The sequence below is a fragment of the Glutamicibacter sp. MNS18 genome (assembly GCF_026107515.2).
Taxonomy (GTDB): Bacteria; Actinomycetota; Actinomycetes; order Actinomycetales; family Micrococcaceae; genus Glutamicibacter.
This window is the reverse complement of record NZ_JAPCHW010000012.1, coordinates 23,850-45,310: the sequence shown is the minus strand read 5'-3', so window position 1 is coordinate 45,310 and position 21,461 is coordinate 23,850. Positions and strand designations below refer to the sequence as shown.

General features: G+C 62.1%; 18 protein-coding genes and 1 tRNA gene. 9 read left to right on the top strand and 10 right to left on the bottom strand.

Features of this window, described 5'->3' with window-relative positions:
- Position 1: 1 nt before the first annotated feature.
- From OK351_RS14305 to OK351_RS14280, 6 genes are all read right to left on the bottom strand, one after another.
- The gene (locus OK351_RS14305) at positions 2 to 1,501 is read right to left on the bottom strand and encodes an aminobutyraldehyde dehydrogenase (protein WP_265160222.1); all 1,500 of its coding nucleotides are present in this window, start codon (positions 1,499 to 1,501) and stop codon (positions 2 to 4) included.
- 29 nt (positions 1,502 to 1,530) lie between these two features.
- Complete coding sequence (dapA, locus tag OK351_RS14300) at positions 1,531 to 2,430, bottom strand: 4-hydroxy-tetrahydrodipicolinate synthase (RefSeq protein ID WP_265160219.1); 900 nt, start codon at positions 2,428 to 2,430, stop codon at positions 1,531 to 1,533.
- Positions 2,431 to 2,457: 27 nt separating this feature from the next.
- Positions 2,458 to 3,825, bottom strand: coding sequence for a flavin monoamine oxidase family protein (locus tag OK351_RS14295; protein WP_265160217.1), 1,368 nt, complete (start codon positions 3,823 to 3,825; stop codon positions 2,458 to 2,460).
- Positions 3,826 to 4,108: 283 nt separating this feature from the next.
- Positions 4,109 to 4,789, bottom strand: a complete 681-nt coding sequence (locus OK351_RS14290) for a GntR family transcriptional regulator (protein WP_265160214.1) — start codon at positions 4,787 to 4,789, stop codon at positions 4,109 to 4,111.
- Between the two features lie 55 nt (positions 4,790 to 4,844).
- On the bottom strand, positions 4,845 to 6,320 hold the full coding sequence (locus OK351_RS14285; RefSeq protein ID WP_265160212.1) for an alanine/glycine:cation symporter family protein: 1,476 nt from the start codon (positions 6,318 to 6,320) through the stop codon (positions 4,845 to 4,847).
- A 538-nt stretch (positions 6,321 to 6,858) separates the two neighbouring features.
- A tRNA-Leu gene (locus OK351_RS14280) sits at positions 6,859 to 6,942 on the bottom strand.
- Between the two features lie 268 nt (positions 6,943 to 7,210).
- Here OK351_RS14280 and OK351_RS14275 point away from each other — a divergent pair.
- From OK351_RS14275 to pknB, 7 genes are read left to right on the top strand one after another with little or no spacing between them, the layout of a single operon-like run.
- Positions 7,211 to 8,035 (top strand): FhaA domain-containing protein, encoded by an 825-nt coding sequence (locus tag OK351_RS14275; protein ID WP_265160209.1) that lies wholly within the window; start codon positions 7,211 to 7,213, stop codon positions 8,033 to 8,035.
- Entirely contained in the window at positions 8,032 to 8,511 is a 480-nt protein-coding gene (locus OK351_RS14270) for an FHA domain-containing protein FhaB/FipA (protein ID WP_265160206.1), read from the top strand. The genes OK351_RS14275 and OK351_RS14270 overlap by 4 nt, the downstream gene beginning before the upstream one ends.
- Before the next feature lie 3 nt (positions 8,512 to 8,514).
- The gene (locus OK351_RS14265) at positions 8,515 to 9,912 is read left to right on the top strand and encodes a PP2C family protein-serine/threonine phosphatase (protein WP_265160203.1); all 1,398 of its coding nucleotides are present in this window, start codon (positions 8,515 to 8,517) and stop codon (positions 9,910 to 9,912) included.
- Positions 9,909 to 11,297 carry an FtsW/RodA/SpoVE family cell cycle protein gene (locus OK351_RS14260; protein WP_265160201.1) on the top strand — a complete coding sequence of 463 codons (1,389 nt, stop codon included), beginning with the start codon at positions 9,909 to 9,911 and terminating at the stop codon, positions 11,295 to 11,297. Before OK351_RS14265 ends, OK351_RS14260 begins: the two co-directional genes overlap by 4 nt.
- Complete coding sequence (locus tag OK351_RS14255; RefSeq protein WP_265160198.1) at positions 11,294 to 12,751, top strand: penicillin-binding transpeptidase domain-containing protein; 1,458 nt, start codon at positions 11,294 to 11,296, stop codon at positions 12,749 to 12,751. The genes OK351_RS14260 and OK351_RS14255 overlap by 4 nt, the downstream gene beginning before the upstream one ends.
- Positions 12,748 to 14,520, top strand: a complete 1,773-nt coding sequence (locus OK351_RS14250; RefSeq protein WP_265160196.1) for a protein kinase domain-containing protein — start codon at positions 12,748 to 12,750, stop codon at positions 14,518 to 14,520. The genes OK351_RS14255 and OK351_RS14250 overlap by 4 nt, the downstream gene beginning before the upstream one ends.
- On the top strand, positions 14,520 to 16,382 hold the full coding sequence (gene pknB, locus OK351_RS14245) for a Stk1 family PASTA domain-containing Ser/Thr kinase (RefSeq protein WP_265160194.1): 1,863 nt from the start codon (positions 14,520 to 14,522) through the stop codon (positions 16,380 to 16,382). Before OK351_RS14250 ends, pknB begins: the two co-directional genes overlap by 1 nt.
- A 12-nt stretch (positions 16,383 to 16,394) precedes the next feature.
- Here the strand turns inward: pknB and OK351_RS14240 are convergent, their stop codons facing one another.
- Both OK351_RS14240 and OK351_RS14235 read right to left on the bottom strand, forming a co-directional pair.
- Positions 16,395 to 17,039 carry an anthranilate synthase component II gene (locus tag OK351_RS14240; protein ID WP_265160192.1) on the bottom strand — a complete coding sequence of 215 codons (645 nt, stop codon included), beginning with the start codon at positions 17,037 to 17,039 and terminating at the stop codon, positions 16,395 to 16,397.
- 173 nt (positions 17,040 to 17,212) lie between these two features.
- A complete protein-coding gene (locus OK351_RS14235) occupies positions 17,213 to 17,980 on the bottom strand; it encodes a class E sortase (RefSeq protein ID WP_265160189.1) in 768 nt (255 codons plus the stop codon).
- Between the two features lie 209 nt (positions 17,981 to 18,189).
- Here OK351_RS14235 and OK351_RS14230 point away from each other — a divergent pair, with 209 nt between their 5' ends.
- Positions 18,190 to 18,438: a cell division protein CrgA gene (locus OK351_RS14230; RefSeq protein ID WP_265160186.1), complete on the top strand. Its 249-nt coding sequence runs from the start codon at positions 18,190 to 18,192 to the stop codon at positions 18,436 to 18,438.
- 93 nt (positions 18,439 to 18,531) lie between these two features.
- Here the strand turns inward: OK351_RS14230 and OK351_RS14225 are convergent, their stop codons facing one another.
- Complete coding sequence (locus OK351_RS14225; protein ID WP_265160183.1) at positions 18,532 to 19,428, bottom strand: ArgP/LysG family DNA-binding transcriptional regulator; 897 nt, start codon at positions 19,426 to 19,428, stop codon at positions 18,532 to 18,534.
- 70 nt (positions 19,429 to 19,498) lie between these two features.
- Between OK351_RS14225 and OK351_RS14220 the strand changes: the two genes are divergently transcribed.
- Positions 19,499 to 20,110: a LysE/ArgO family amino acid transporter gene (locus OK351_RS14220; RefSeq protein ID WP_265160180.1), complete on the top strand. Its 612-nt coding sequence runs from the start codon at positions 19,499 to 19,501 to the stop codon at positions 20,108 to 20,110.
- 504 nt (positions 20,111 to 20,614) lie between these two features.
- Here the strand turns inward: OK351_RS14220 and OK351_RS14215 are convergent.
- A complete protein-coding gene (locus tag OK351_RS14215; RefSeq protein ID WP_265160177.1) occupies positions 20,615 to 21,313 on the bottom strand; it encodes a rhomboid family intramembrane serine protease in 699 nt (232 codons plus the stop codon).
- Between the last annotated feature and the right edge of the window lie 148 nt (positions 21,314 to 21,461).

Sequence of the window (21,461 nt, the reverse complement as noted above, 5' to 3'; positions counted from 1 at the left end):
ATTAGGCCTGCTGGTTGTGCATAACGTGCTTGGTACGCGAGTAGTCATCCAGTGCGTACGCCGACAGGTCGCGGCCGTACCCGGAGCCCTTGAACCCGCCCCACGGCATTTCCGTGGCCAGTACCAGGTGGGAATTGACCCACACGGTTCCGGCATCCAACGCCGAGGCCAGACGGTGGCTGCGGGCCGTATCCCGGGTCCAGACCGAGGCGGCCAACCCGAACGGCACCTCGTTGGCCCGTTCCATGGCCTCGCTCTCCTCCTCGAAGGTTTCCACCGTGACCACCGGGCCGAAGATCTCTTCCTGGGTGCAGGCAGCCCCCTGCGGGACGTCGGCGAGCACGGTCGGGGCGATGAAGTAGCCCGGACCATCCAGTGCACCGCCGCCGACTGCCACCCGGGCCCCGTCCGCGGCGGCCCGTTGCAGGTGCTCGAGCACGCGGTCGTAGTGCTGTCTGGAAATCATCGGCCCGATTTCCACCTCGGATCCGGCGCCCGGTTCCCCGACAACCATTGACGAGACCTCATTGACCAGCAAGGACGTGAATTCCTCGGCCACGGAGGCATGGACCAGCACCCGGCAGGCCGCCCCGCATTCCTGGCCTGCGTTCCAGTATCCCGCGGTGCGCAGCGCGGCCGCGGCGGCGGCTAGGTCGGCATCCGGAAGGATCACCACCGGCGCCTTGCCGCCCAGTTCCAGGTGCACTCGCTTGACGCTTCCGGCGGCAGCCCGGGCCACCGCACTGCCCGACCCCACCGATCCGGTCAATGCCACCATGGCCACATCCGGGTGTTCGGCCAAGCGCTGCCCGATGACCGATCCGCGCCCGGTCACCACGTTGAACACCCCGGCGGGCAACAGGTCCGCGGTCAATTCCGCGAATTTGAGGGTGCTCAACGGGGTACTCTCGGAAGGTTTGATCACCATGGTGTTCCCTGCAGCCAGGATCGGGGCGATCTTCCATACCCCCATCAGCAACGGGTAGTTCCACGGGGTCACGGCGCCGACCACGCCCAGCGGCTCCCGGAGGATCAGCGACAGGTGGCCTTCGGCATACTGCCCCGAGGCCACAGTGGTGGTGGAGCGGGCCGCCCCGGCCATGAAACGGAAGGAGTCCACGGCGCTGGCCACATCATCGGCCGCCACGGCCGGCGGCTTGCCGGTATTCCAGGATTCCAGGGCTGCCAGTTCGGCGGCGTGATCCTCCAGGCGCTGGGCGAGGCGCAATAGGATCTGCGCACGTTCCCTGGGCACCAGTGCACCCCAGGATCGTGCAGCCTCCTTCGCCGCGGCAACTGCCCGGTCGACATCCGCGGCATCGCCCCGTGGAACAGTGCAGATCTCCTGTTCGGTGCCCGGGTCGATGACCACCGCCTGCTCGGAGCCATGCGATGACTGCCATTGGCCGTTGATGAACAGATCCGTTGGCGGCAACAGGCGGGTATCGTCCTGCACGGGACCACGAAGTACCTCGCGGTCTTGGGCATTCACAAGTGCCATTGCGTTCCTTTCACGAAAAATGGGTCCGGCTAGGAGATGAGGGAGTTCTCTGGCAATTCCTGCAGGGCCCGGACCACCAGTTCGGCCTGCTCCGGCGTCAACGGCGAAACCGGGTGGCGGGGGTCACCCACCGGGTGTCCCTGGATCTTCAACGCCTCCTTGATCGCCGAGATGAACGGCAAGGAGAGCAGCGAATCGATTACCGGGTACACCCCGCGCCACTGCTGCAGGGCACCGGTGATATCTCCGGCCCCGATCCGGCGTGCCACGTCCACCAGCTGTTCCGGCACGACATTGGCCGCCCCGGCCATCACGCCGGCCGCTCCCTCGGCCAAGGCCGAGAAGGTGTAGGCGTCCCAGCCGATGAAGGTGGCGATATCCTGCGAGTGGTGATGGATCAGCTGCAGGGCCTGTTCGAAATTCGCGCTGGAATCCTTGACGTAGCGGATGTTCTCCACCTCACGTGCCAATGAGGAAATCGTCTGCGGATCCAGGTTCACCCCGGTGGCATCGGGGATGTTGTAGAGCATCACCGGCAGCGACACCGCTCTGGCCACCGTCTTGATGTAGTCGACGGTTTCCTCCAGCGTCAGCGCCTCATAGTACGGGGTGACCAGCATCAGCACATCCGCACCGGCCGCTTCGGCGGCCTTCGACAGCCGAATCGCCTCGACGGTGCTGGTGGCGCCGGTCTGGGCGATCACCGGAACCCGGCCCGCCGTATGCCTGATCACGGTTTGCACGACAAGTTCGCGTTCGGCCGTGCTCAAGGCGGCGAATTCGCCGGTGGATCCTCCGGCTACCACGCCGCCCACACCTGCATTGACGGATCGGTCCACGAGGAAGCGCAGCTTGGGCAGATCCAGCTCACCGCTCTCGGTGAAGGGGGTGGCCAGTGCGGTCAGTACCCCGCGCAATTCGGTAGTCATTGGATATCTCCTTGGTTGTCGTTTGGTTCAGGCCTGGATGGTGGCGTGTTCTAGTTCCGGGGCCAGCAGGCTGGCCGCGTGGGTGGCTGCAGCGAAACCCGAGGAAATCGCGGTTTCGGTATACAACGTGCCCAGGTAGTCCCCGGCCAGGAAGATGCGCCGTGCGGGATTGGTCAAAACCGGTTGGAGTGCGGCACGGCCGGGGAAACAGTAGGGGGCACCGGTGCGCCAGCGCTGCACCACTGCCTCGGTCACGTCGGCACGGAATCCGGGCAGGGCGTCGTCGAGGTCCCTGAGGTAGGTTTCGGTGATTTCCTCGTCGCTCAGGTCGATGAGCTCGCGGGCCAGGCTGGCCGGGGAGAAGACCATGAGGCTGCCGCCGGGTTGCCGGGTTGAATCCCCGCCGCGAACCACATTGCCCATGTTCAGGGCGATATTGAACGACCGCTTGGGAGTGGCGATCCCGTAGGCACCGTCCCAGGGTCGCGGTGAGGTCTCGTTGGTCAGGAATGCCGCCGACACGTATTCGCCGTACCTGATCTGGCCCAGGGCCTGGTGAAGCTCCTCGGGCAGACCCCGGGTGACCCGGTGGGTCACCGTGGCCGGGGTGGCCATCACCACGGTGCGGGCCTCCACCTCGTGGGCCTTCCCGTCGCGCTCGTAGCGCACCAGTACCGAATCCTCGCGGTGGATGACCTCGGTGACCTGTGCACCGCGTTCGATGCGCTCACCCAGGCAACCGGCGATATTGCCGATCAGCGTGGACGGCCCGCCGGCAATGTGCTGGTTCAGCCCCTGGCCGACGTTGAATACCAGGGAAAAATACCCGATGCCCGCCCCGGCGGCCAGCTGGTCCATATCGGCCGCCGAACGGGTGACCGTCGGCTTGAACAGGGCCTCGACATCCGGGGACAGGTCACCGACGTAGTCCTGGAAGGACCGGGTGTTCTCGAAGTCGTAGATGCGCTGCTGGCGCATTTCCGGGGTTTCCCCCGCGCGTTTGCGGACAACCCTGGCGTAGCGCAGCACATCCAGGCCCACCCGGGCGCCGGTCTTCAGCAGTGCCACACGGGAGGACAACGACATCGGCACCCGGAAAGGGTAGCTGGCGATCTGCCCCTTGAGCAGCAGCTTCCCATTCATCTGCAACCCAGCCAGGACCCCGGGAACGGTCACGGCCCGGGTGCCGGTTTCACCCAACAATGCGTGGGTGCTGCTGCCCTCACCGGCAAAGACGTGTCCGCCCCAGTTCAGGAAGTAGCGGCCGCGCTTTTCCGAGCGGATTCGCCCACCGACCCGGCTTTCCGATTCCAAAACCAGGGTATCGAAGTGGCGGAGGCGCCACGCTGCGGACAGCCCGGCCAGTCCACCGCCAACGATGATGACATCTTTCATCGTAGTTTTCCTTTCAAGAAGTGATTCAGGGTCAACCCGAAGCCAAGGGGCAGGTTCCCTGAAATGACGCCATCTCGAACCCGCGGCCCACCACATCCACCAGATGTGCGCTGCGTCTCACAAGCATAAGATGTGATCACAAATCACACAATAGCTTTCGGCGATCTATTTTCATCGAACCGCTTCCACTTCCGCATTCCATGGAAATCAGGCACGAAAAAGGCCGCCCGGTCGGTGCTAAACCGATAGGGCGGCCGAGGTAGGGGCCGGGGTCGGCAGGCGTCTAGTCGCCGCTCATGGCGTTCATGGCATCCTCGATGCGGCTGGCCGCTTCATCCAGCGAGGCCGCCGTGGCCGTGACGGCGCGCTGGGCATCGTGGGCCCGGACCGCCTCGATCAGTTCCGCCTGGTAATGCCACAGGGCAGGGCTGACGCCGGCGTCCACCGCCTCTTGGGCCCCCACGAGCTTGTATGAACGGCAGCGTTTCCACAGGTTCCCAATCAGTTCGCTGAGCACCGGATTTCCGGCAGCCGCGTAGAACTCCTCGAGCAACGCCTCATCACGATCCAGGTATCCAGCCACATCCCCCTTGGACAAGGCATTCTTCATGAGTCCGAACTCCTCGGTCATCCGCTGGATGGTCTGGCTCGAGGCATTCAATGCGCCCAGCCTGGACGCCTCGATCTCCAAGAGCCTCCGGGTGGAGTAGACGTGTTCCAATTCCTGCGCAGTGAAGCCCTTCACCACCGCGCCGCGGTACGGCACGGTCTCAACCAGCCCGATCTCCTCCAACCGGCGGATCGCTTCGCGCACCGGCATGACACTGGTACCAAGCCCCTCGGCCAGGTCGCGGATCCTCAGGCGGTAACCCGCCTTGAAGTCACCGTTCATGATCGCGTCATGGATGGCGGTGAAGGCCTGGTCTCCGACCAATGCGTTGGGTTCAAGTTTCCGGATGGGCATATCGCCTATTCTATGGTCCGTTGTCTCCACGCGAAGTCCGCCCCCTAAGCTCTGGTCATCGCGTGTTGTTCCCACCCGGGATCACAACGGCCTTCCCGGCAGCCACCCGGTTCTTCTCGACCCAGTAATCCGCCCCCTGGATATCCAAGGCCAGCGGGTCGAAGGTGGGATCGAGCCCCAGCTTGCGTTGGCGGTCGTAGTCGCGCACGATCTTGCGGATAATCGGCGTCAGCAGAAGAACACTGGCCATATTCAACCAGCCGATGATCCCGTAGCCGATATCGCCCACAGCCCACATCGCCTCGGCTTGCACCACACAACCGATGAATGAAATGGACAACGCGCCAACTTTCAACAGGCTTTCCAGCAGCCGGTTGCGTCTCTCCCCGAGCAGGAACACCAGGTTGGTCGTGGCCACGTAGAAGAAGAACACCTGGGAGGTGAAAGCGAACAGGAAGACCGCGATTGCCACGAAAATGGATCCCCACCCCGGAAGCGTCTGGTCGATCCCCAGTTGCACGAAGTTCGGTCCGGCCACGGCCCCCGGGACGTGGTTGACCAGGAAACCCCCGGCCTTGTCGAGCACATGGTAGGAGTTGGTGACAGTGATGATCAGCCCGGTAGACATGCACACCAGCAGGATATCGATGTAGATGCTGAAGGCCTGGACAATGCCCTGTTTGCCCGGATGTGTGGTGTCCGCGGCTGCCGCCGCGAAGGTTCCCTCACCCAGTCCGGTAGCCGAGGCGAACACCGCCCGACGCACACCCCAGGCCACCGCATAGCCCAGCAGGCCACCGAACATCGGCTCGATCCCCACGCCGCTTTGCACGATCATGACAATGGTCTCCGGCACCCGAGGTAGGTTGAAGCAGATGACAATCAAGGCAGTGAGCATGTAGCCCACCGCCATGATCGGCACGATCGTGCTGGCGACGCTAACGATGCGCTTGGTACCACCGACAATGACGATGGCCAGCAGGGAGGTGATCACCACAGCAGTGATCCACGGGGTGAGGTTGAAGGCCTGTTCGACACTCGAGGCGATGTTGTTGGCCTGGATTCCCGGGAACACGAACCCGTAGCCGATCACGGTGACGGTGGCAACAACCGCTGCCAACCAGGGGGCTTTGAGCCCGTACTTGATGTAGTAGGGCATGCCTCCGCGGTCCTCGCCCTGGACCCGGCGCTTGAACACCTGGGCCAGGACCGCTTCGCCATAGGCGCATGTCGCCCCCAGCAAACCGGTGATGGCCATCCACATGATCGCTCCCGGGCCTCCCGCGGCGATCGCTGTCGCCACGCCGGCAATGGAGCCCACGCCCATCCTCGAGGACAAGGTCAACGCCAACGTCTGGAACGAGGACAATCCGCCATCGCCGGATTTGCTCGACTTGAGTTGACGGATCATGTCGGGCAGGCGTCTGAATTGAACACCCTTAGTCAGCAAGGTAAAGAAGACGCCGATCCCCAGCGCAAAGTACGCCATGGGATTCCAGATCCAGGAGCTGATGCTGTTAATGAGTTCCATTTGTCTCTCCAGATGGTCGGTTGACACCCGCACCTGTGGACAAGAAGCGATACTACACGTGATCTGTGATCAGAAACACCCCCTGGAAGGGATTAGTATTTTTCTCAGTGGACCATTGTGTGATTTGTGATCACATATTAGAGTGGTGGTTCAGGGTTCACTATCCGGGCATACTTCCTTCCCTCTGACACCCGCCGAAGGTATGCCCTCCCGTTACGGAAACATCCGTGAGATCCAGCACGCCACGGCCAGTGAACCCTCCACGCCGCAGCGTGGAAAACGGAAGCTACCCGCGCAATGCCCCGGGGCCGGACCCGCAGGCGGCAATCGCACGGCGGTGACACCACCGTTGGATGAACCCGTCCTCAGGCACCGCGGAAGGGCCCAATCCACCCCGGCTTGGCACGCACCGTCGGATCCCGGCATCCCCTGCAGGCCAACAGGGGGCCGACTGGATCCGCGCGGGAAGTTCCGGGGAAACGAAAATGACCCTGGACCGTGAGAATTTCTTCTCTGGTCAAGGGTCATTTCCTTATTGTGCGCGAGGGGGGACTTGAACCCCCACGCCCTTGCGGGCACTGGCACCTGAAGCCAGCGCGTCTACCAATTCCGCCACTCGCGCTTGTTCGCTACTCTCGCAGCAACGAGAATAATCTTATACATACTCGTTTCGATTCTCCTAATCGATCCACCCCGATGTGTCCACCAACACAATCGAAACTCTTTCGACACGCTATTCGTTGGCCTATCGTCGGACTGCGCGCAGGATACTTTCTGCAATTCCACAGCTGAAAACAGTAAGATCGACAATGAAGTTCCGTGCCATGATGGCGGGAGATCCAGACAACCTGTCTGCGACATGCATGTATCCGAGGAAAGGAGCGCTCGAAATGAGCTTTCTCGACAACGTCGAACGTGGTCTAGAGAAGGTCGTCACCAGCTTCTTTCGTGGCAACAGCAGCGCAGCGATCAAACCGGTGGAACTCACCACTGCGCTGCGCAACGAGATGGACCGGGGAATCATGGCCATCAGCGAAGGTCGCAGCCTGGCACCTAACGACTTCGTGGTCCGCCTGAGCGCGGACGACTACGAGACCGCCAAGGGTTGGGGGTCGGAAGTCGTCAACGAAATGGCCAAGGTCACCGCAGACCATGCCGTGAGGCAGGGTTATTCGGTCCAGGATGACATCCGCATCCACTTCGTGAGTGAAGAGGAACACCGTCGCGGTGAGTTCGAGATTGCCGCCGCGATCAAGAAGGGGTCAACGGATGCAGCCGCCTCGGCAGCCGTCAAGGCACCACCTGCCGCGCCGGTGGCACCCACACCGGCCCCGACATCGACCCCGAACCCGGCCAGGACCATGGCACAGCCACGGACCCAGGCTTCCCCGGCGCCGGCGGCCCCCTTGGCCAAGCAGGCCGTCTTGGAAGTCGGCGGCCAACGCTATGCCCTGCACCATCCCTCGATCGTGCTGGGACGCTCGAACTCAACTGACATCCCCATCGAGGATCCAGGGGTCTCGCGCCAGCACTTCCGGGTGGAAAAGCGCCAGAACGGCTACGTCGTGGTGGATTTGGGCTCCACCAACGGAACCTACGTCGACGGTCGGCGGATCACCGGCGAAACGCGCGTCTCGGATGGTTCGGTGATTTCCCTGGGCAAGACCAAGGTCGTCTTCCGCCTCATCACCCACAAATCAGGAGGACACGCATGAACGACCTGGTGTTGGCCCTGTTCCGTCTCGGTTTCCTGGTCCTGCTGTGGCTACTGGTACTCAGCGTGGTTGGTGCCATGCGCCGCGATCTGGTCATCGGAACCCGGGCACGCACCGGTGAACCCAGCGCCCGTGCCAAGAAGAAGAACCCGCAGCTGGCGGAACCGGAACCCACGGCCCGGAAGGCTGCCACCGCGCTGCTGGTTCTCGAAGGCCCCCTGTCGGGCCGTGAAATCAAGCTTGCAGGCACCCCCATCCTCTTCGGCCGCGCCCAGGACGCCACGGTGGTGCTGGATGACGACTATGCCTCCGGGCGCCACGCCCGGCTATTCCCGCAGGGCTCACGATGGTTCATTGAGGATCTGGGCTCCACCAACGGCACCTTTGTCGGGGAAAACCAGCTGGCCCGTCCACAGCAGGTGGAAATCGGCCAGCGCATCCGGATCGGCAAGACCGTGCTGGAGTTGAAAGCCTAGCCTATGGCGTTGAAGCTCAAATTTGCCGCCCTATCCGACGTGGGCCGCGTGCGTTCGAAGAACGACGACTCGGCCTACGCCGGGGAGTACCTCGCGGTTCTGGCCGATGGCATGGGCGGTCATGTTGGCGGGGATGTCGCCTCGGCGTCCACTGTGCTGGATCTGATCCATCTGGATCGACCTCACACCCCGGATCCGCAGAACGCGCTGCCCGACGAGATCCAGGCCGCCAACCTGGTGCTGAACGAATTGGTGGCAGCGAACCCCAAGCTCTCGGGAATGGGCACCACGGTTACCTCGGTCCTGCTTGCAGACCAGGTGCTGCACCTGGCCCATATCGGCGATTCACGGGCCTACCGGCTCAAGGACGGGGTCTTCGAGCAGATCAGCCGCGACCACACCTTTGTCCAACGTCTCGTTGAGGAAGGTCGGATCAGCCCGGCCGAGGCGCTGGTCCATCCGCATAAGAACGTGCTGTTGCGGGTGCTGGGCGATTCGGATGCCTCTCCGGAACTGGATATCCAGCAGTTGCCCGCCGCCGCAGGTGAACGCTGGCTGCTGTGCTCCGACGGGCTGACCGATGTGGTCCCGGATGCCATTATCGAGCAGACCCTGCGGACCACCCACGACATGAACGAGGCGGTGGCCGACTTGGTGGCCACCACCTTGCACAACGGCGCGCCGGACAATGTCACCATCGTCATTTTTGATGTCATTGATGCCGCGGAAGAACCCCGCATCGCCTCCGCCTCGGATGATCCCGAACCGGATACCGGGCAATTGACCATTGCCGCCGAGGGAGATGTCGAGGCCAGCGCCTCCTTGTTGCGCCATGAGATCTCGCAGCGGCCCCACCTGCTGGTGGGCGCAGCGGACCTGGCCACGCAAACCGGCCAGATACCCGTGGTGACGCAGAGCACCGGCGAACGCCGGGCAGCCGCGCTACTGACCCACCGTTCTCCCGAAGCCAGCGACATGCTCGATCCGCTGGAGAGCACCGCACCGCGTCGGCGCTGGTTCCTCCCGGTGTTGCTGACCCTTATGAGCGTGTTGGTGGTCATTGTCGGCGCCTGGGGATACCTCTGGACCCAGACGCAGTACTTCGTTGCCCCCAAGGACGGCAATGTGGCCATCTACCGGGGGGTACCCCAGGAACTGGGGCCGATTTCGCTCTCCGAGGTCGAATCCGTCAGCAACATCCCGCTCGAGGCCCTGCCGGCCTATTCACGCCAGCGTGTTGAGGGTGCGTTGCATGCGCAGGACCTGAACCATGCCCAGTCGATGGTGCATGAGCTGCTGGTGACCGCCAAGCAGAACTGTCCGGTCCAGGCCCCCGGGGGCGATGAATCGGACCCCGAGCAGGAAACCGTACCCGCCTACTGTGAGGAGATCATGCAATGAGCGAATTGCAGACCGCACCGGTCCCCCGGCGCAATTTCGAGCTCCTGTTGCTGGTCCTGGCACTCGGGGTGGGTTTTGCCGCGTTCTACCTGGTGGGTAGCGCCACGGACGAGGTGGATCATACCGACTTCATCGTGGAGATGAGCATCCTCAGCGGATTGGCCCTGCTCTTGCATGTGCTGTTGCGGATTTTCGCCAAATATTCCGATCCGGTAATACTTCCGATCACGGTGGCCTTGAACTCCCTGGGGCTGGCCATGATCCACCGGATCGACCTGTCCCGTTCCACCGAGCAGTCCTTCCGGCAGCTGATCTGGACCGGTATTGCGATGCTGATCGCGGCGGTGGTGCTCTGGGCCCTGCGGGATCACCGTAACCTGCGCCGTTTTACCTATATCGCCCTGCTGGTATCCATCCTGCTGTTGCTGCTGCCGATGATCCCGAAGCTCGGAGTGACCATCAACGGTGCCAGGATCTGGGTACGCGTTGCCGGATTCTCGCTGCAGCCCGGCGAACTGGCCAAGATCACGCTGTCCATCTTCTTTGCCGGATACCTGTCCTCGAACCGCGACCTGATCCTGATGGCAGGGCGCAAGTTCGGTCCGATGCAATTTCCGCGGATGCGCGATATGGCGCCCATGGTGATTGCCTGGCTGGTGTCCATCGGAGTCCTGGTGGTGCAACGTGACCTGGGCTCATCAATCCTGTTCTTCGGCCTGTTTATCGTGATGATCTACGTGGCCACGGCCCGGATCTCCTGGGTGGTGATCGGCCTGCTGATGGTGGTTGTCGGTGGCCTGTTCGCCGCCACCACGATGTCCCATGTGACCCGCCGCCTGAATACCTGGATCAACGCCTTCGACCCGGAGGTGTACCACGCCCAGGGCGGCAGCATGCAGATTGTCGAGGGCCTGTTCGGCATGGCCGACGGCGGGCTGGTCGGGACCGGGCTGGGCAACGGCTCCCCGTATCGGGTGCCGCTGGCCAACTCCGACATGATCATCGCCTCCTTCGGCGAGGAGCTGGGACTGATCGGCTTGGCCGCCATCCTGATGCTCTTCCTGCTGCTGGTCACCCGGGGCATGCGCGCGGCACTCGGTTCGCGCGACACCTTCGGCAAGTTGCTGGCCACCGGCCTGTCCTTCACATTGGCCCTGCAGTGCCTGGTGATCGTCGGTGGTGTTACCCGGTTGATCCCATTGACCGGCTTGGCCACACCGTTCATGGCCGCCGGCGGCTCCTCGCTGTTGGCCAACTGGATCATTGTGGCCTTGTTGCTGCTGATTTCACATAATTCCCGCAGGCCGATGTCCGGCAGTGTGGGGCCCACCGATGAGGTCGCCACACCCGGCGCGGCAAGTACGAAGGCGGTGAAAACCAAGTGAACCAGGCTATTCGACGCGTCTGGATCGCGCTGGTGCTGTTATTTGTCATCTGTTTCGGTGGATTGAGCTACATCCAGTTCTTCGCCGCCGAACAATTGGCCGGCAACTCGCTGAACAAGCGCCAGCTCTATCGTGAATTCGACCTGCCCCGGGGGGCGATCCTGGTCGATGGCAAGCCCATCGCCGAATCGGTTCCCACCGAGGACGGCCAGTTCACCTACCAGCGCACCTACAACGAACCCGAAGCCTATGCGCATCTGACCGGTTTCTACTCGCTGGCCAATATGTCCACGCACCTGGAAAGCGAATTGAACGGCTGGCTGACCGGAAACGATTCCGATCTGCTCTTCGACCGGCTCTCGGCCATGTTCACCGGCAACTCCTCCGAGGGAGCCTCGGTGGAGTTGACCATTGATGACCGGCTGCAGCAGGCCGCCTTCGCCATGCTGCCCGATGACGTCATGGGCAGCATCATCGTCACCGAGGTGAAGACAGGCAACATCCTGGCCATGGCCTCCAAGCCCAGCTTCGACCCGAACGATCTGTCGGTGCACTCCACCAAGCTGGCCAACGAGAACCTGAAGGCGCTGACCGAGGTCAGGGGCTTGAGCCCCTATATCAACCCTGCCATCGGCAATCGTTTCAACCCCGGCTCGAGCTTCAAGATCCTGGATCTGGTTGTCGGTCTGGAATCCGGCGAATACGATCTGGACACCGCGATCGCGAATCCCAACGAGGTGAATATCGCCGGGGCGAGGATCAGCAACTTCGCCGAAGGCCGCTGTTCGACCCGGACCGAGGCATCCCTGCGCTGGATCACCGCCAACAGCTGCAACACCCCGTTCGCACTGATGACCGAGAAGCTGGGCAATACCCCGTTTGAGGATGTGGCGGAGCGTTTCGGGTTCAACCAGCAGCTGAGCATCCCGCTGTCGGTGATCAACAGCCAGTTCCCGCCGAATATGGATGCAGGTCAACTGGCGCAGGGTTCCATTGGCGGGTTCGACAACCAGGCCACCCCGTTGCAGATGAACATGGTGGCCATGGGCATCGCCAACGGCGGGGTGATCATGCAGCCGAACCTGATCAAGAAGGTCATCGCTCCGGATCTGCGGGTCATCGAGGAACCGCAGCCCAAGGAGTTCTCCACCGCCACCACCGAGGAGATCGCCGACCAGGTGGCCGAGCTGATGAAGGAACCGGTGCAGAACGGCACGGCCGTGCGAGCCCAGGTTCCCGGGGTGGATCTGCGGGCCAAGACCGGCACGGCGAATTACGACGTAAACGAAGAAGGGCACGGTCGCACGGTGAACTCCTGGATTACCGGGTTCGCACCGGGCAATGACCCGGAAGTGGCCATTACGGTGGCCTTGCAAAGAGTTGACTACAACACCCACTCCCGGGTGGCAGTAGACCTGATGAAGCAAATGACAGAGGCGGTGTTCAACCAGTGAGACCAGTAACCGGGACAACCCTGGGAGGTCGCTACAAGCTGACCGACCGCATCGCGATCGGTGGCATGGGCGAGGTCTGGAAAGCTCGCGACCAGGTGCTGGGGCGCCTGGTCGCCATCAAGATCCTCAAGGAGGAGTACACCGGCAACGAGGGGTTCCTGACCCGCTTCCGCGTCGAGGCCCGGCATACCGCCTTGCTGAACCACCCGGGGATCGCCGGTGTCTTCGACTACGGCGAAGAAGACGGTTCGGCCTACCTGGTCATGGAACTGGTGCCCGGCCCGCCGCTGTCCACCATCATCGAGCGCGACCGCAAGCTCGATGTGGACCGCACGCTCTCGCTGATTGCGCAAACCGCCCGGGCCCTGGCCGCCGCCCATGAACACGGTCTGGTCCACCGGGATGTGAAACCGGGAAATATCCTGGTCACCCCGTCGGGCAAGGTGAAGATCACCGACTTCGGCATCGCGCGCCTGGCCGACCAGGTCCCGCTGACCGCCACCGGCCAGGTGATGGGTACCGCCCAGTACCTGGCGCCCGAGCAGGCCACCGGTCAGACCGCCACCGGCAGTTCCGACATCTACGCCCTGGGTGTCATCGGTTACGAGCTGCTGGCCGGACGCCGGCCGTTTACCGGAGAATCGCAGATCGCGATCGCGCTGGCCCAGGTCAACGACGCTCCCCCGCCATTGCCCGAGTCCATCCCGGGCCCGGTACGCCAGCTGATCATGTCGATGCTGGCCAAGGATCCTGCCGAACGCCCGAAGAACGCCAATGCCCTGGCCGAGGCCGCCGAGGCCCTGCGGGTCGAGGATACCCGCACTGCGGTCATCGCCGTTCCGGGCATGCTGCTTACCGGCATCGATGACGCCGCAACCCAGGCCCTGGGCCTGGGTGATGACGCCACCCAGGTGCATTCGCAGCAGACTTCCGTCCATGAGGCCTCACCGGCCACCAGCGCCCTGCCGGTGGCCGGACCGGCCGACGAGTCCTTCCAGGCTTCCGCGGGTTACAGCGACTTCGACTCCGATGACCTGGCAGACCACGAGGACGAGCACGACGCCGATGAAAAGAAGTCCAGCCCGTGGCTGATCCCGTTGGTGGTGCTGGTGGTGCTCGGTGTGCTGATCGGCTTGGGCGCCTGGCTGATGCCGCTGCTCACCGGGAATGATGAACCTGGGGAAACCAGCTCCCCCTCACCAACGGTGTCCGTGACCGAAAGCAGCGAGCCGACCACCGAAACCACCGAACCGACCCAGGAGACCACCGAACCGACCCAGGAATCCAGTCCGGAATTGGTGACGGTCCCGGACCTGACCGGACAGCACATCGATTCGGTCACCTCGCAGTTGGAAGGCCTGGGTTTGACGGTCAACGCCACACCTGTGGAATCGGATACCACTGAACCGGGAACCGTAACCTCCATGCGTCCCATGGGCACGGTGGCCCCGGGCTCGACGATCAGCGTCAGCTACGCGATGGCGCCGGAAATCACCGACGTGGAAGTACCCAATGTAGTGGGCCAGCAGTCCAGCCAGGCCCAAACGGCGTTACAGAATGCCGGCTTGGCAGTGGGATCGGTGACCGAACAACCGGACTCACGGGTCGCTGGTACCGTGCTGCAGCAGGATCCCTCAGGCGGTGAGGTACCCCAGGGGACGCGGGTCGACCTGGTGATTTCCTCCGGACCCACAACCAGCCCCACCCCGACGACTACACCCACCGAATCCGCCACGGATGGTAGCGATACGGAGCCGGACGAAGACTGATGAGCGAGCACTCAGCGCTTCCACCGGGGATCCCCGCCCTGATCAATGACCGCTATGAGGTCCAGTCCTTGATCGGGCGTGGTGGCATGGCCGACGTCTACCTGGGAACGGACCGTGTCCTTTCCCGCAAGGTGGCGATCAAGCTGCTGCGCCCCGATACCGCCCGGGATTCGATGGTAGTCACCCGGTTCGAACGGGAGGCCCGGGCCGTGGCCGGGTTGAGCCACCCGAATATCGTGGCCGTCTACGACACCGGGGTCATCGAGGCCGAGGGGCAACGGGCCGAGGACCTGCCGTACATCGTCATGGAGTACGTCACCGGTCAGACGTTGCGCCAGCTGTTGAAGGACGAGGACCTCCAGCCGCAATTCGCGGTGGATGTCATGCACGGGGTCTGCCAGGCCCTGGAGCACTCACATGCCAAGAACGTGGTGCACCGCGATATCAAGCCCGCCAATGTCATGGTGACCGAGGACGGTCACGTCAAGCTCATGGACTTCGGGATTGCCCGGGCCGTGAACGATGCGTCGGCCACCATGACCCAGACCGCCGCCGTCGTGGGCACGGCCCAATACCTGTCCCCGGAACAGGCCCGTGGAGAGATCGTTGATCACCGGACCGACATCTATTCGGCCGGATGCCTGCTCTATGAGCTGCTGGTGCACAAGCCGCCGTTTACCGGCGATTCACCGGTATCCGTGGCCTACCAGCATGTGGGTGAGGATCCGGTTCCCCCCAGCCAGGCCAATCCGGACGTACCGCAGATCTACGATGCGGTGGTGCTCAAGGCGCTGTCAAAGGAACGTGACTCACGTTTCGCCTCGGCTGGGGCCCTGGCCAGTGCCCTGGATGATGCCTACCAGGGAATCCCCTACCGGGATGCCACGCAGGACACCTCGAGCCAGCAAACCGTGGCCCTCTACCAGGATGCGCCGACCAGCAGCTACGCTCCGCTCCAGACCAGCCACGCTGCACATCCCGCCACGGATGAGCACCCGGTTTTCGCCACCCGTCAGCAACATCGGGACAATACCAGCAAGACCAGGTCGAACCGCGGCATGCTGTGGCTGATCTCGATCATCGCGGTGCTCGCAGTGGTCTTCGCCGGCTTCATGGTATTCCGGATGATCCAGATGGAGCAGGAACGCAATGCTCCGGTACAGATCCCCGCCGTCGCCAACATGTCCGAGGACGACGCGTATGCCCAGCTGACCGCCTTGAATTTCACCGTACAGGTCGAGCACGAGTTCAGTGACGAGGTGGATCAGAACCTGGCGACCCGGACCGATCCTGCGGAGGGTGTCTCGATCCCACCGGAGTCCTTGATCCGCCTGTATATCTCCGATGGATCCGAGCAGCGCACCATCCCCGAATCCCTGGCGAACCAAACCGAGGTGGCCGCCCGTGAGGCCCTGCGGGCCGCAGGGCTGGAAGTCGGTGAGGTGACCCGGGAGAACCATCCAAGCATTCCTACCGACTGGGTGGTCAAGACCACTCCCGAGATGGGTTCCAAGGTCAAGGCCGGCACCAAGGTGGATCTGGTGCTGTCCACCGGAAAGGTCACCGTTCCCGGAGTCCTGGAGCTGACCCTGGAAGAGGCCACAGAGAAACTGGAGGCCGAGGACCTGGGGCTGAAGGTGCAGTACAGCTACGAGGAAAGTGATGATGCCGAGCCGGGAACGGTGATCAGGCAGTCCTCGGGTCCCAATGAGGACGTGGCCCAAGGCAGCATCATCCAGTTACTGGTGGCCAGCGAGCCGGTGCAGCCCTCCCCTTCCCCGACCGAGGAAGAAAGTGAAAGTCCCGAGGAACCGACAACGCCCCCATCAGCGGAGGATGAGGGCGATGCGGACGAAGATTAGTCGGTGACCTGACTATTCGGCACTGAACAGCGGGCTGAGTGTGGTCGCCTTCGAGGCGGCTCCACTCAGCCCCACGTGCTCGAGCCAGTTCCCCAGCATGAGATATCCGTCCTGGGTCAAGACCGACTCGGGGTGGTACTGCAGACCCCATAGTGGCTTGCTCCGGTGGGCCAGGCCCATCACCACTCCCCCGTTGGTTTCCGAGATGATCTCCAGTTCCTCGGGAATGGTCTCCCGCACCGCAGCCAGCGAATGGTAGCGCGTGGCGGTGAACGGGTTGGCGACATTCGAGAAAATCGGGTGTCCGGTGTGTTTCAGCTGCGAGGTCTTGCCGTGCATCAGTTCCTCGGCATGGGTGACGGTGGCGCCAAAGGCCTCGGCCAACGCCTGGTGGCCCAGGCAGACCCCCAGCATGGGCTTTGAGTGCTCGCCGCACCACTTGATGAGACCAATACTGACACCGGCCCCCGCAGGGTCCCCGGGACCGGGAGAGACCAGGATGCCGTCATGTGCTGTTGCCATCCCGATCACCTCATCCAGGCTGTACTCGTCATTTCGGATGACGGTGGTTTGCGCACCGAGTTCCTGCAGGTAGCCGACCAATGTGTAAACGAAGCTATCGTAGTTGTCGACTACCAGGATCTTCATCGTGCTCACAGTATCCTCAAACCAATCGTCGATTCGGTAAATGGGCTGAACTGGGTCAGCCACGGAAAAACGTACACCATCAGTAATAGCACGGTGGCCGCGATCAGAATCATCGCAAAGATGATGCGAAGCCACAATGGGCCGGGAAGATTACGAAATATCCATGAATACATGTGCTGTCCCTACGAAGTTGCGTCCTTGACCATATCCCGGATCTCGGCCGGTGGTCCGGCCTCCAACGGCCGCCAACTGGTCAACTCGGAATAGGCGATGATCCGTTCCCGGGTGGAGAACGGTGGGTGGCAGCTGGTCATGGTCAGGATCGAGCTTGTCGGCTCGAGACCATACTCATGTGGAACGGGAAGCAATACCTCACCGGCACTCGGCTGCACAATCTCGGTCGAACGCCAGGTGTAGGTGTAATAGCCTTCCTTGGTTTGCAGGTAGACGCGATCTCCCTGGCCCAACTTGTCGATATCCCAGAACACCTGGCCATGGGTCTGACGGTGTGCCGCTACCGCAAAGTTCCCCAGTTCCCCTGGTTGCTGGGTCTGCGGATAGTGCCCGATCCCGACCCGGTTGATGACCTCAGGGCCGACCCCGTTGGTCACCGGGTGGTGGGTTCCGTTACGGCCGAATGTGGGAAAGTACATGATTCCAAAGGTTTCCCCGTCATTGATCTGGGTCACCGGAGCCGGTCCGTAATCCTTGTCATCGTCCCCATCTTCGGGAATGTGGACGTCCCCCAGGTTCTGCACCAGCTCGTTGGTCACTTGCTTCTGGGCTTGGGCCGAGTCGATATTCGTCCACCACAGTTCCCACGCCACATAGAGCATCAGGACGATTCCAAGGGTGATCAGGATTTCTCCGAAGACACCGAGAATCCGGTTGCCAACGCTAACCTGTGGCCGGGCAGTTCGCCGTCCAGGTTGTGTGACCGTTCGGTTCACTATGCATTCCTCGCAGGAGTAGGCAGATAGGTGCAATGTACTTGGCATAGAAGCGGATTCAACGAGATTCATCGCGTCGGAAACCGCTAGTATGGAAGCTAAGCGAAGTACAGGCGTTCGATTGCCGGCACTTCGCCCTTAAGACTACCGGGAACACCTTGGTGCTTCCCGATTACTACATTGGGCTGAAGAAGCTAGGGAGCTGCACATTGCCTGAATCGAAGCGTCGCACGGATAAGCCGGGGAACAACAAGCAGGCGGCACACAGCGCTGAGACGACCAATCCTGCCTGGTACAAGCCGGTCATGTTCGGCCTCATGTTGCTGGGCCTGGTGTGGGTAATGGTCTACTACATTTCGCAGACCCTCTACCCGATCCCGAATATCGGTGGCTGGAACATCGTCATCGGCTTCGGCATCGCCATGGTCGGCTTTTTCATGACCACAAACTGGAAATAGCTGGCTGGTACCCCCGATTTTCCGGAAACCCCGGTCAGTAACATGCTGACCGGGGTTTCCGCTATACCGGCCACGCTCGATTGCTGCCGCCGTTCACAACGTGCGCAGACCGGCATCACACGACGCCGCCAACAGCATCCGTCCCAGGTCATCCAGGGCGGAGGACGCCACCGACCATCGTTGCCAGTACAGCGGCACCTCGATCATCCACGCAGGATGCAGGACCCGCAACCCCGGCAGCCTTCGCAGTTGCACCTCGGGAAGCATCCCCCAGCCCATTCCGGCCTCGATGGCAGCGGCAAACTGCCACGAGTCCGGGACATAGTGGACCGGGACGTCATCCCAGCGGCGCGTGCCCGTGACCTGTTCGAGCAGATCCTGCTGCAGGGGATCCTCGCGGTCGAAATTCACTACCGGCAGAGCGGAGAGCATCCTGGCATCCAACGCGCCCTGTCCATTGCCGGAGACCAGCGGGTCAGCGGCCACCGCACGGTAGCGCATGGTCCCCAAGTGTTGGGAGGTGCAGCCCTGCAGGGCCTCTGCCCGGGTGGTCACCACTCCACTGGCTTTGCCTTCCTTGAGCAACCGGGAGCTTTGATGCTCATCGGCTCTGATGAACTCGCAGCTCAGATCTCGGCGTTGCGCCAGTTCAGTGAAAACCGGCGCGAACCAGGTGGCCAGTGAGTCGGCGTTCACTCCCACGGTGATGGCCACACGGCCCGACGAGTGGCCGTCACCTTGCAGCTCGGCGCCCAGTTCCCGACCCAACATGGTGATCTGCCGGGCATATCCCAGAATCCGGTGTCCTTGATCCGTAGCGGTTACCGGCCTGGAACGGACGAGCAGCACCGCCCCGGCCCGTGATTCCAGGGCTTTGATCCGCTGGCTGACGGCCGAGGGGGTGATCCCCAAATCGATTGACGCGTCCTCGAAGCTTCCAGCATCGACGACCGCCAGCAGGGTCTGTAACTGCTCAAGATCGAAATTCACATTAGCCATTCTAATGTGGGTTTAGTTAATTAAGTTCGACAGGAAATCCGGACCATCCTACTGTTATCCCATGCTCATTTCCCCAGCCCTGACGGGATTCGGTACCGGTTTGTCCCTGATCGTAGCCATCGGTGCGCAGAACGCCTACATACTGCGCCAGGGCATTACCCGGCAGCATGTCTGGGTTGCCGTGGCCCTGTGCGCAATATCGGATGCGCTCTTGATTGCCGCGGGAATCGCCGGAATTGGTGCGCTGATTGAACGAGCGGCATGGATCCTTCCCATCGCCCGTATTGGCGGGGCGGCATTCCTGGCCAGCTACGCTATTTTCGCATTACGGCGGGCGTTGAAACCCTCGTTCATATCTGCGGGGCAAAATCCTGCCAGCTCCTCCCTGGCTCGGGTCATCCTCACTACCCTGGCCCTCACCTGGCTCAATCCCCACGTGTACCTGGACACGGTGTTACTACTGGGATCTATCGGCAATTCATTCGGCACCGATCGATGGATTTTTGCCATGGGCGCCATCGGCGCCAGCCTCGTGTGGTTCAGCGCCCTGGGCGCAGCTTCGGGAATGCTCTCCAAGGTGTTCTCAAATCCCCGGGCCTGGCAAGTCCTGGACCTGGTGATCTGCATCTTCATGTGCTATCTGGCCATAGAACTGGCTCGACCGCTCTTCTAACAAGACTTATCAACACTTTTCCACAGCTATCCACAGCCATTGTGGACAGTCCAGCCCATATGTTGTTCACAACCTTATCCACAAGTGGGGATAAAGGGGTCGCCCTCAGTGGACCGCGCTCGAAAATCCGCCGAATGACAGTGTTTTCCGGATCTGAATTACAGACCTGTAAGTTATTAACACTGTGGATTACCACTGTGGATACCGTGCGCGAGAGGCCCCAGCCTCCCCGGTTCGGCCATGTCAACCTCGGTTCGCATAAAAATTCGAAGAAATTGCCGGAGCACTGCGCTCGCTCGCAACGACTCTTATCTACACCCCCTGTTTAAAAGTTATCCACAGATGTGAATTAAACTGTGCACAATAGCGTTTGGTGTCGTGGATTTGGCGAAAAACAGGGCATGCACGGCCTCCGGCGGCCGTGCATGCCCGTGAATTACATGTGTGTAAGTTATTAACAGTGTGGACAAGGCTTGTGGATAACGGTTGTCGTCGATGTTCGAATTACAGGTAAGGCCAGCGAATCGCAAAGGCCGAGATGGACAATATGCCGATCACCAGCGCGCTGAGAATCCCCAATAGCACGAACTGAACGGTGGATCGTTTGGGTCCCTTGGGGATAAGTGTGATGGCAGCAGCAGCCACCGCACCGACAACCGCTCCGCCCAGGTGCCCTTGCCATGAAATCCCGGGAACCACGAAACCCATGATCGCGTTCAGGGCCAGGACGATGCCCATTTGACGCAGAGCCGATCGGTTGGTCCTGAAGACGACGAACAGCGCGAGGAACAGCCCGGAGAGTGCACCGGAGGCTCCGAGTGTGGCGCTGAGCGGATCGCTGAGCAGCATAACGCCAAGCGACCCACCCAAAGCGGAGACAAGGTAGAGCCAGATAAACCGCAGTCGGCCCAGACGTGGTTCCAGCAAGGTTCCACAGATATAAACACCGTACATGTTCATCGCGATATGCAGCAGCGACCCCTGGGAGTGGGCGAAGGCGCTGGTGAGGATCCGCCACGGCTCCCAATACGCCAACGTGCCGACCAGCACTATCTGCTGGGTAAAGTTCGGCACGATCCACTGCAAGAGGTACATCAGGGCATTGAGGCCAATGATCCCATAGGTAATGACCGGCGCTCCGGCCCGCGCGGTGCCACCATACTGGGTTTTCGCCTGGGGGATGGCCTTGTTGGCGGCCCGCACGCACTCGATGCATTGGACACCAACAGGAGCCGGGACCTGGCACTCGGGACAGACCGGGCGGCCGCAACGATGGCAGGAGACATAGGAAATCGTCTCGGGATGCCTAAAACAAGTAGGTGCGTGCGTCGGGCCTGGGGACACTTGCCCA

Excerpts from the sequence above, each read along its gene's own strand:
- OK351_RS14260 (WP_265160201.1), top strand. The coding sequence starts at position 9,909 with ATGAGCGAATTGCAGACCGCACCGGTCCCCCGGCGCAATTTCGAGCTC.
- OK351_RS14305 (WP_265160222.1), bottom strand. The coding sequence starts at position 1,501 with ATGGCACTTGTGAATGCCCAAGACCGCGAGGTACTTCGTGGTCCCGTG.
- OK351_RS14295 (WP_265160217.1), bottom strand. The coding sequence starts at position 3,825 with ATGAAAGATGTCATCATCGTTGGCGGTGGACTGGCCGGGCTGTCCGCA.
- OK351_RS14220 (WP_265160180.1), top strand. The coding sequence starts at position 19,499 with ATGCTCATTTCCCCAGCCCTGACGGGATTCGGTACCGGTTTGTCCCTG.
- OK351_RS14290 (WP_265160214.1), bottom strand. The coding sequence starts at position 4,789 with ATGCCCATCCGGAAACTTGAACCCAACGCATTGGTCGGAGACCAGGCC.
- dapA (WP_265160219.1), bottom strand. The coding sequence starts at position 2,430 with ATGACTACCGAATTGCGCGGGGTACTGACCGCACTGGCCACCCCCTTC.
- OK351_RS14270 (WP_265160206.1), top strand. The coding sequence starts at position 8,032 with ATGAACGACCTGGTGTTGGCCCTGTTCCGTCTCGGTTTCCTGGTCCTG.
- OK351_RS14275 (WP_265160209.1), top strand. The coding sequence starts at position 7,211 with ATGAGCTTTCTCGACAACGTCGAACGTGGTCTAGAGAAGGTCGTCACC.
- OK351_RS14285 (WP_265160212.1), bottom strand. The coding sequence starts at position 6,320 with ATGGAACTCATTAACAGCATCAGCTCCTGGATCTGGAATCCCATGGCG.
- pknB (WP_265160194.1), top strand. The coding sequence starts at position 14,520 with ATGAGCGAGCACTCAGCGCTTCCACCGGGGATCCCCGCCCTGATCAAT.
- OK351_RS14265 (WP_265160203.1), top strand. The coding sequence starts at position 8,515 with ATGGCGTTGAAGCTCAAATTTGCCGCCCTATCCGACGTGGGCCGCGTG.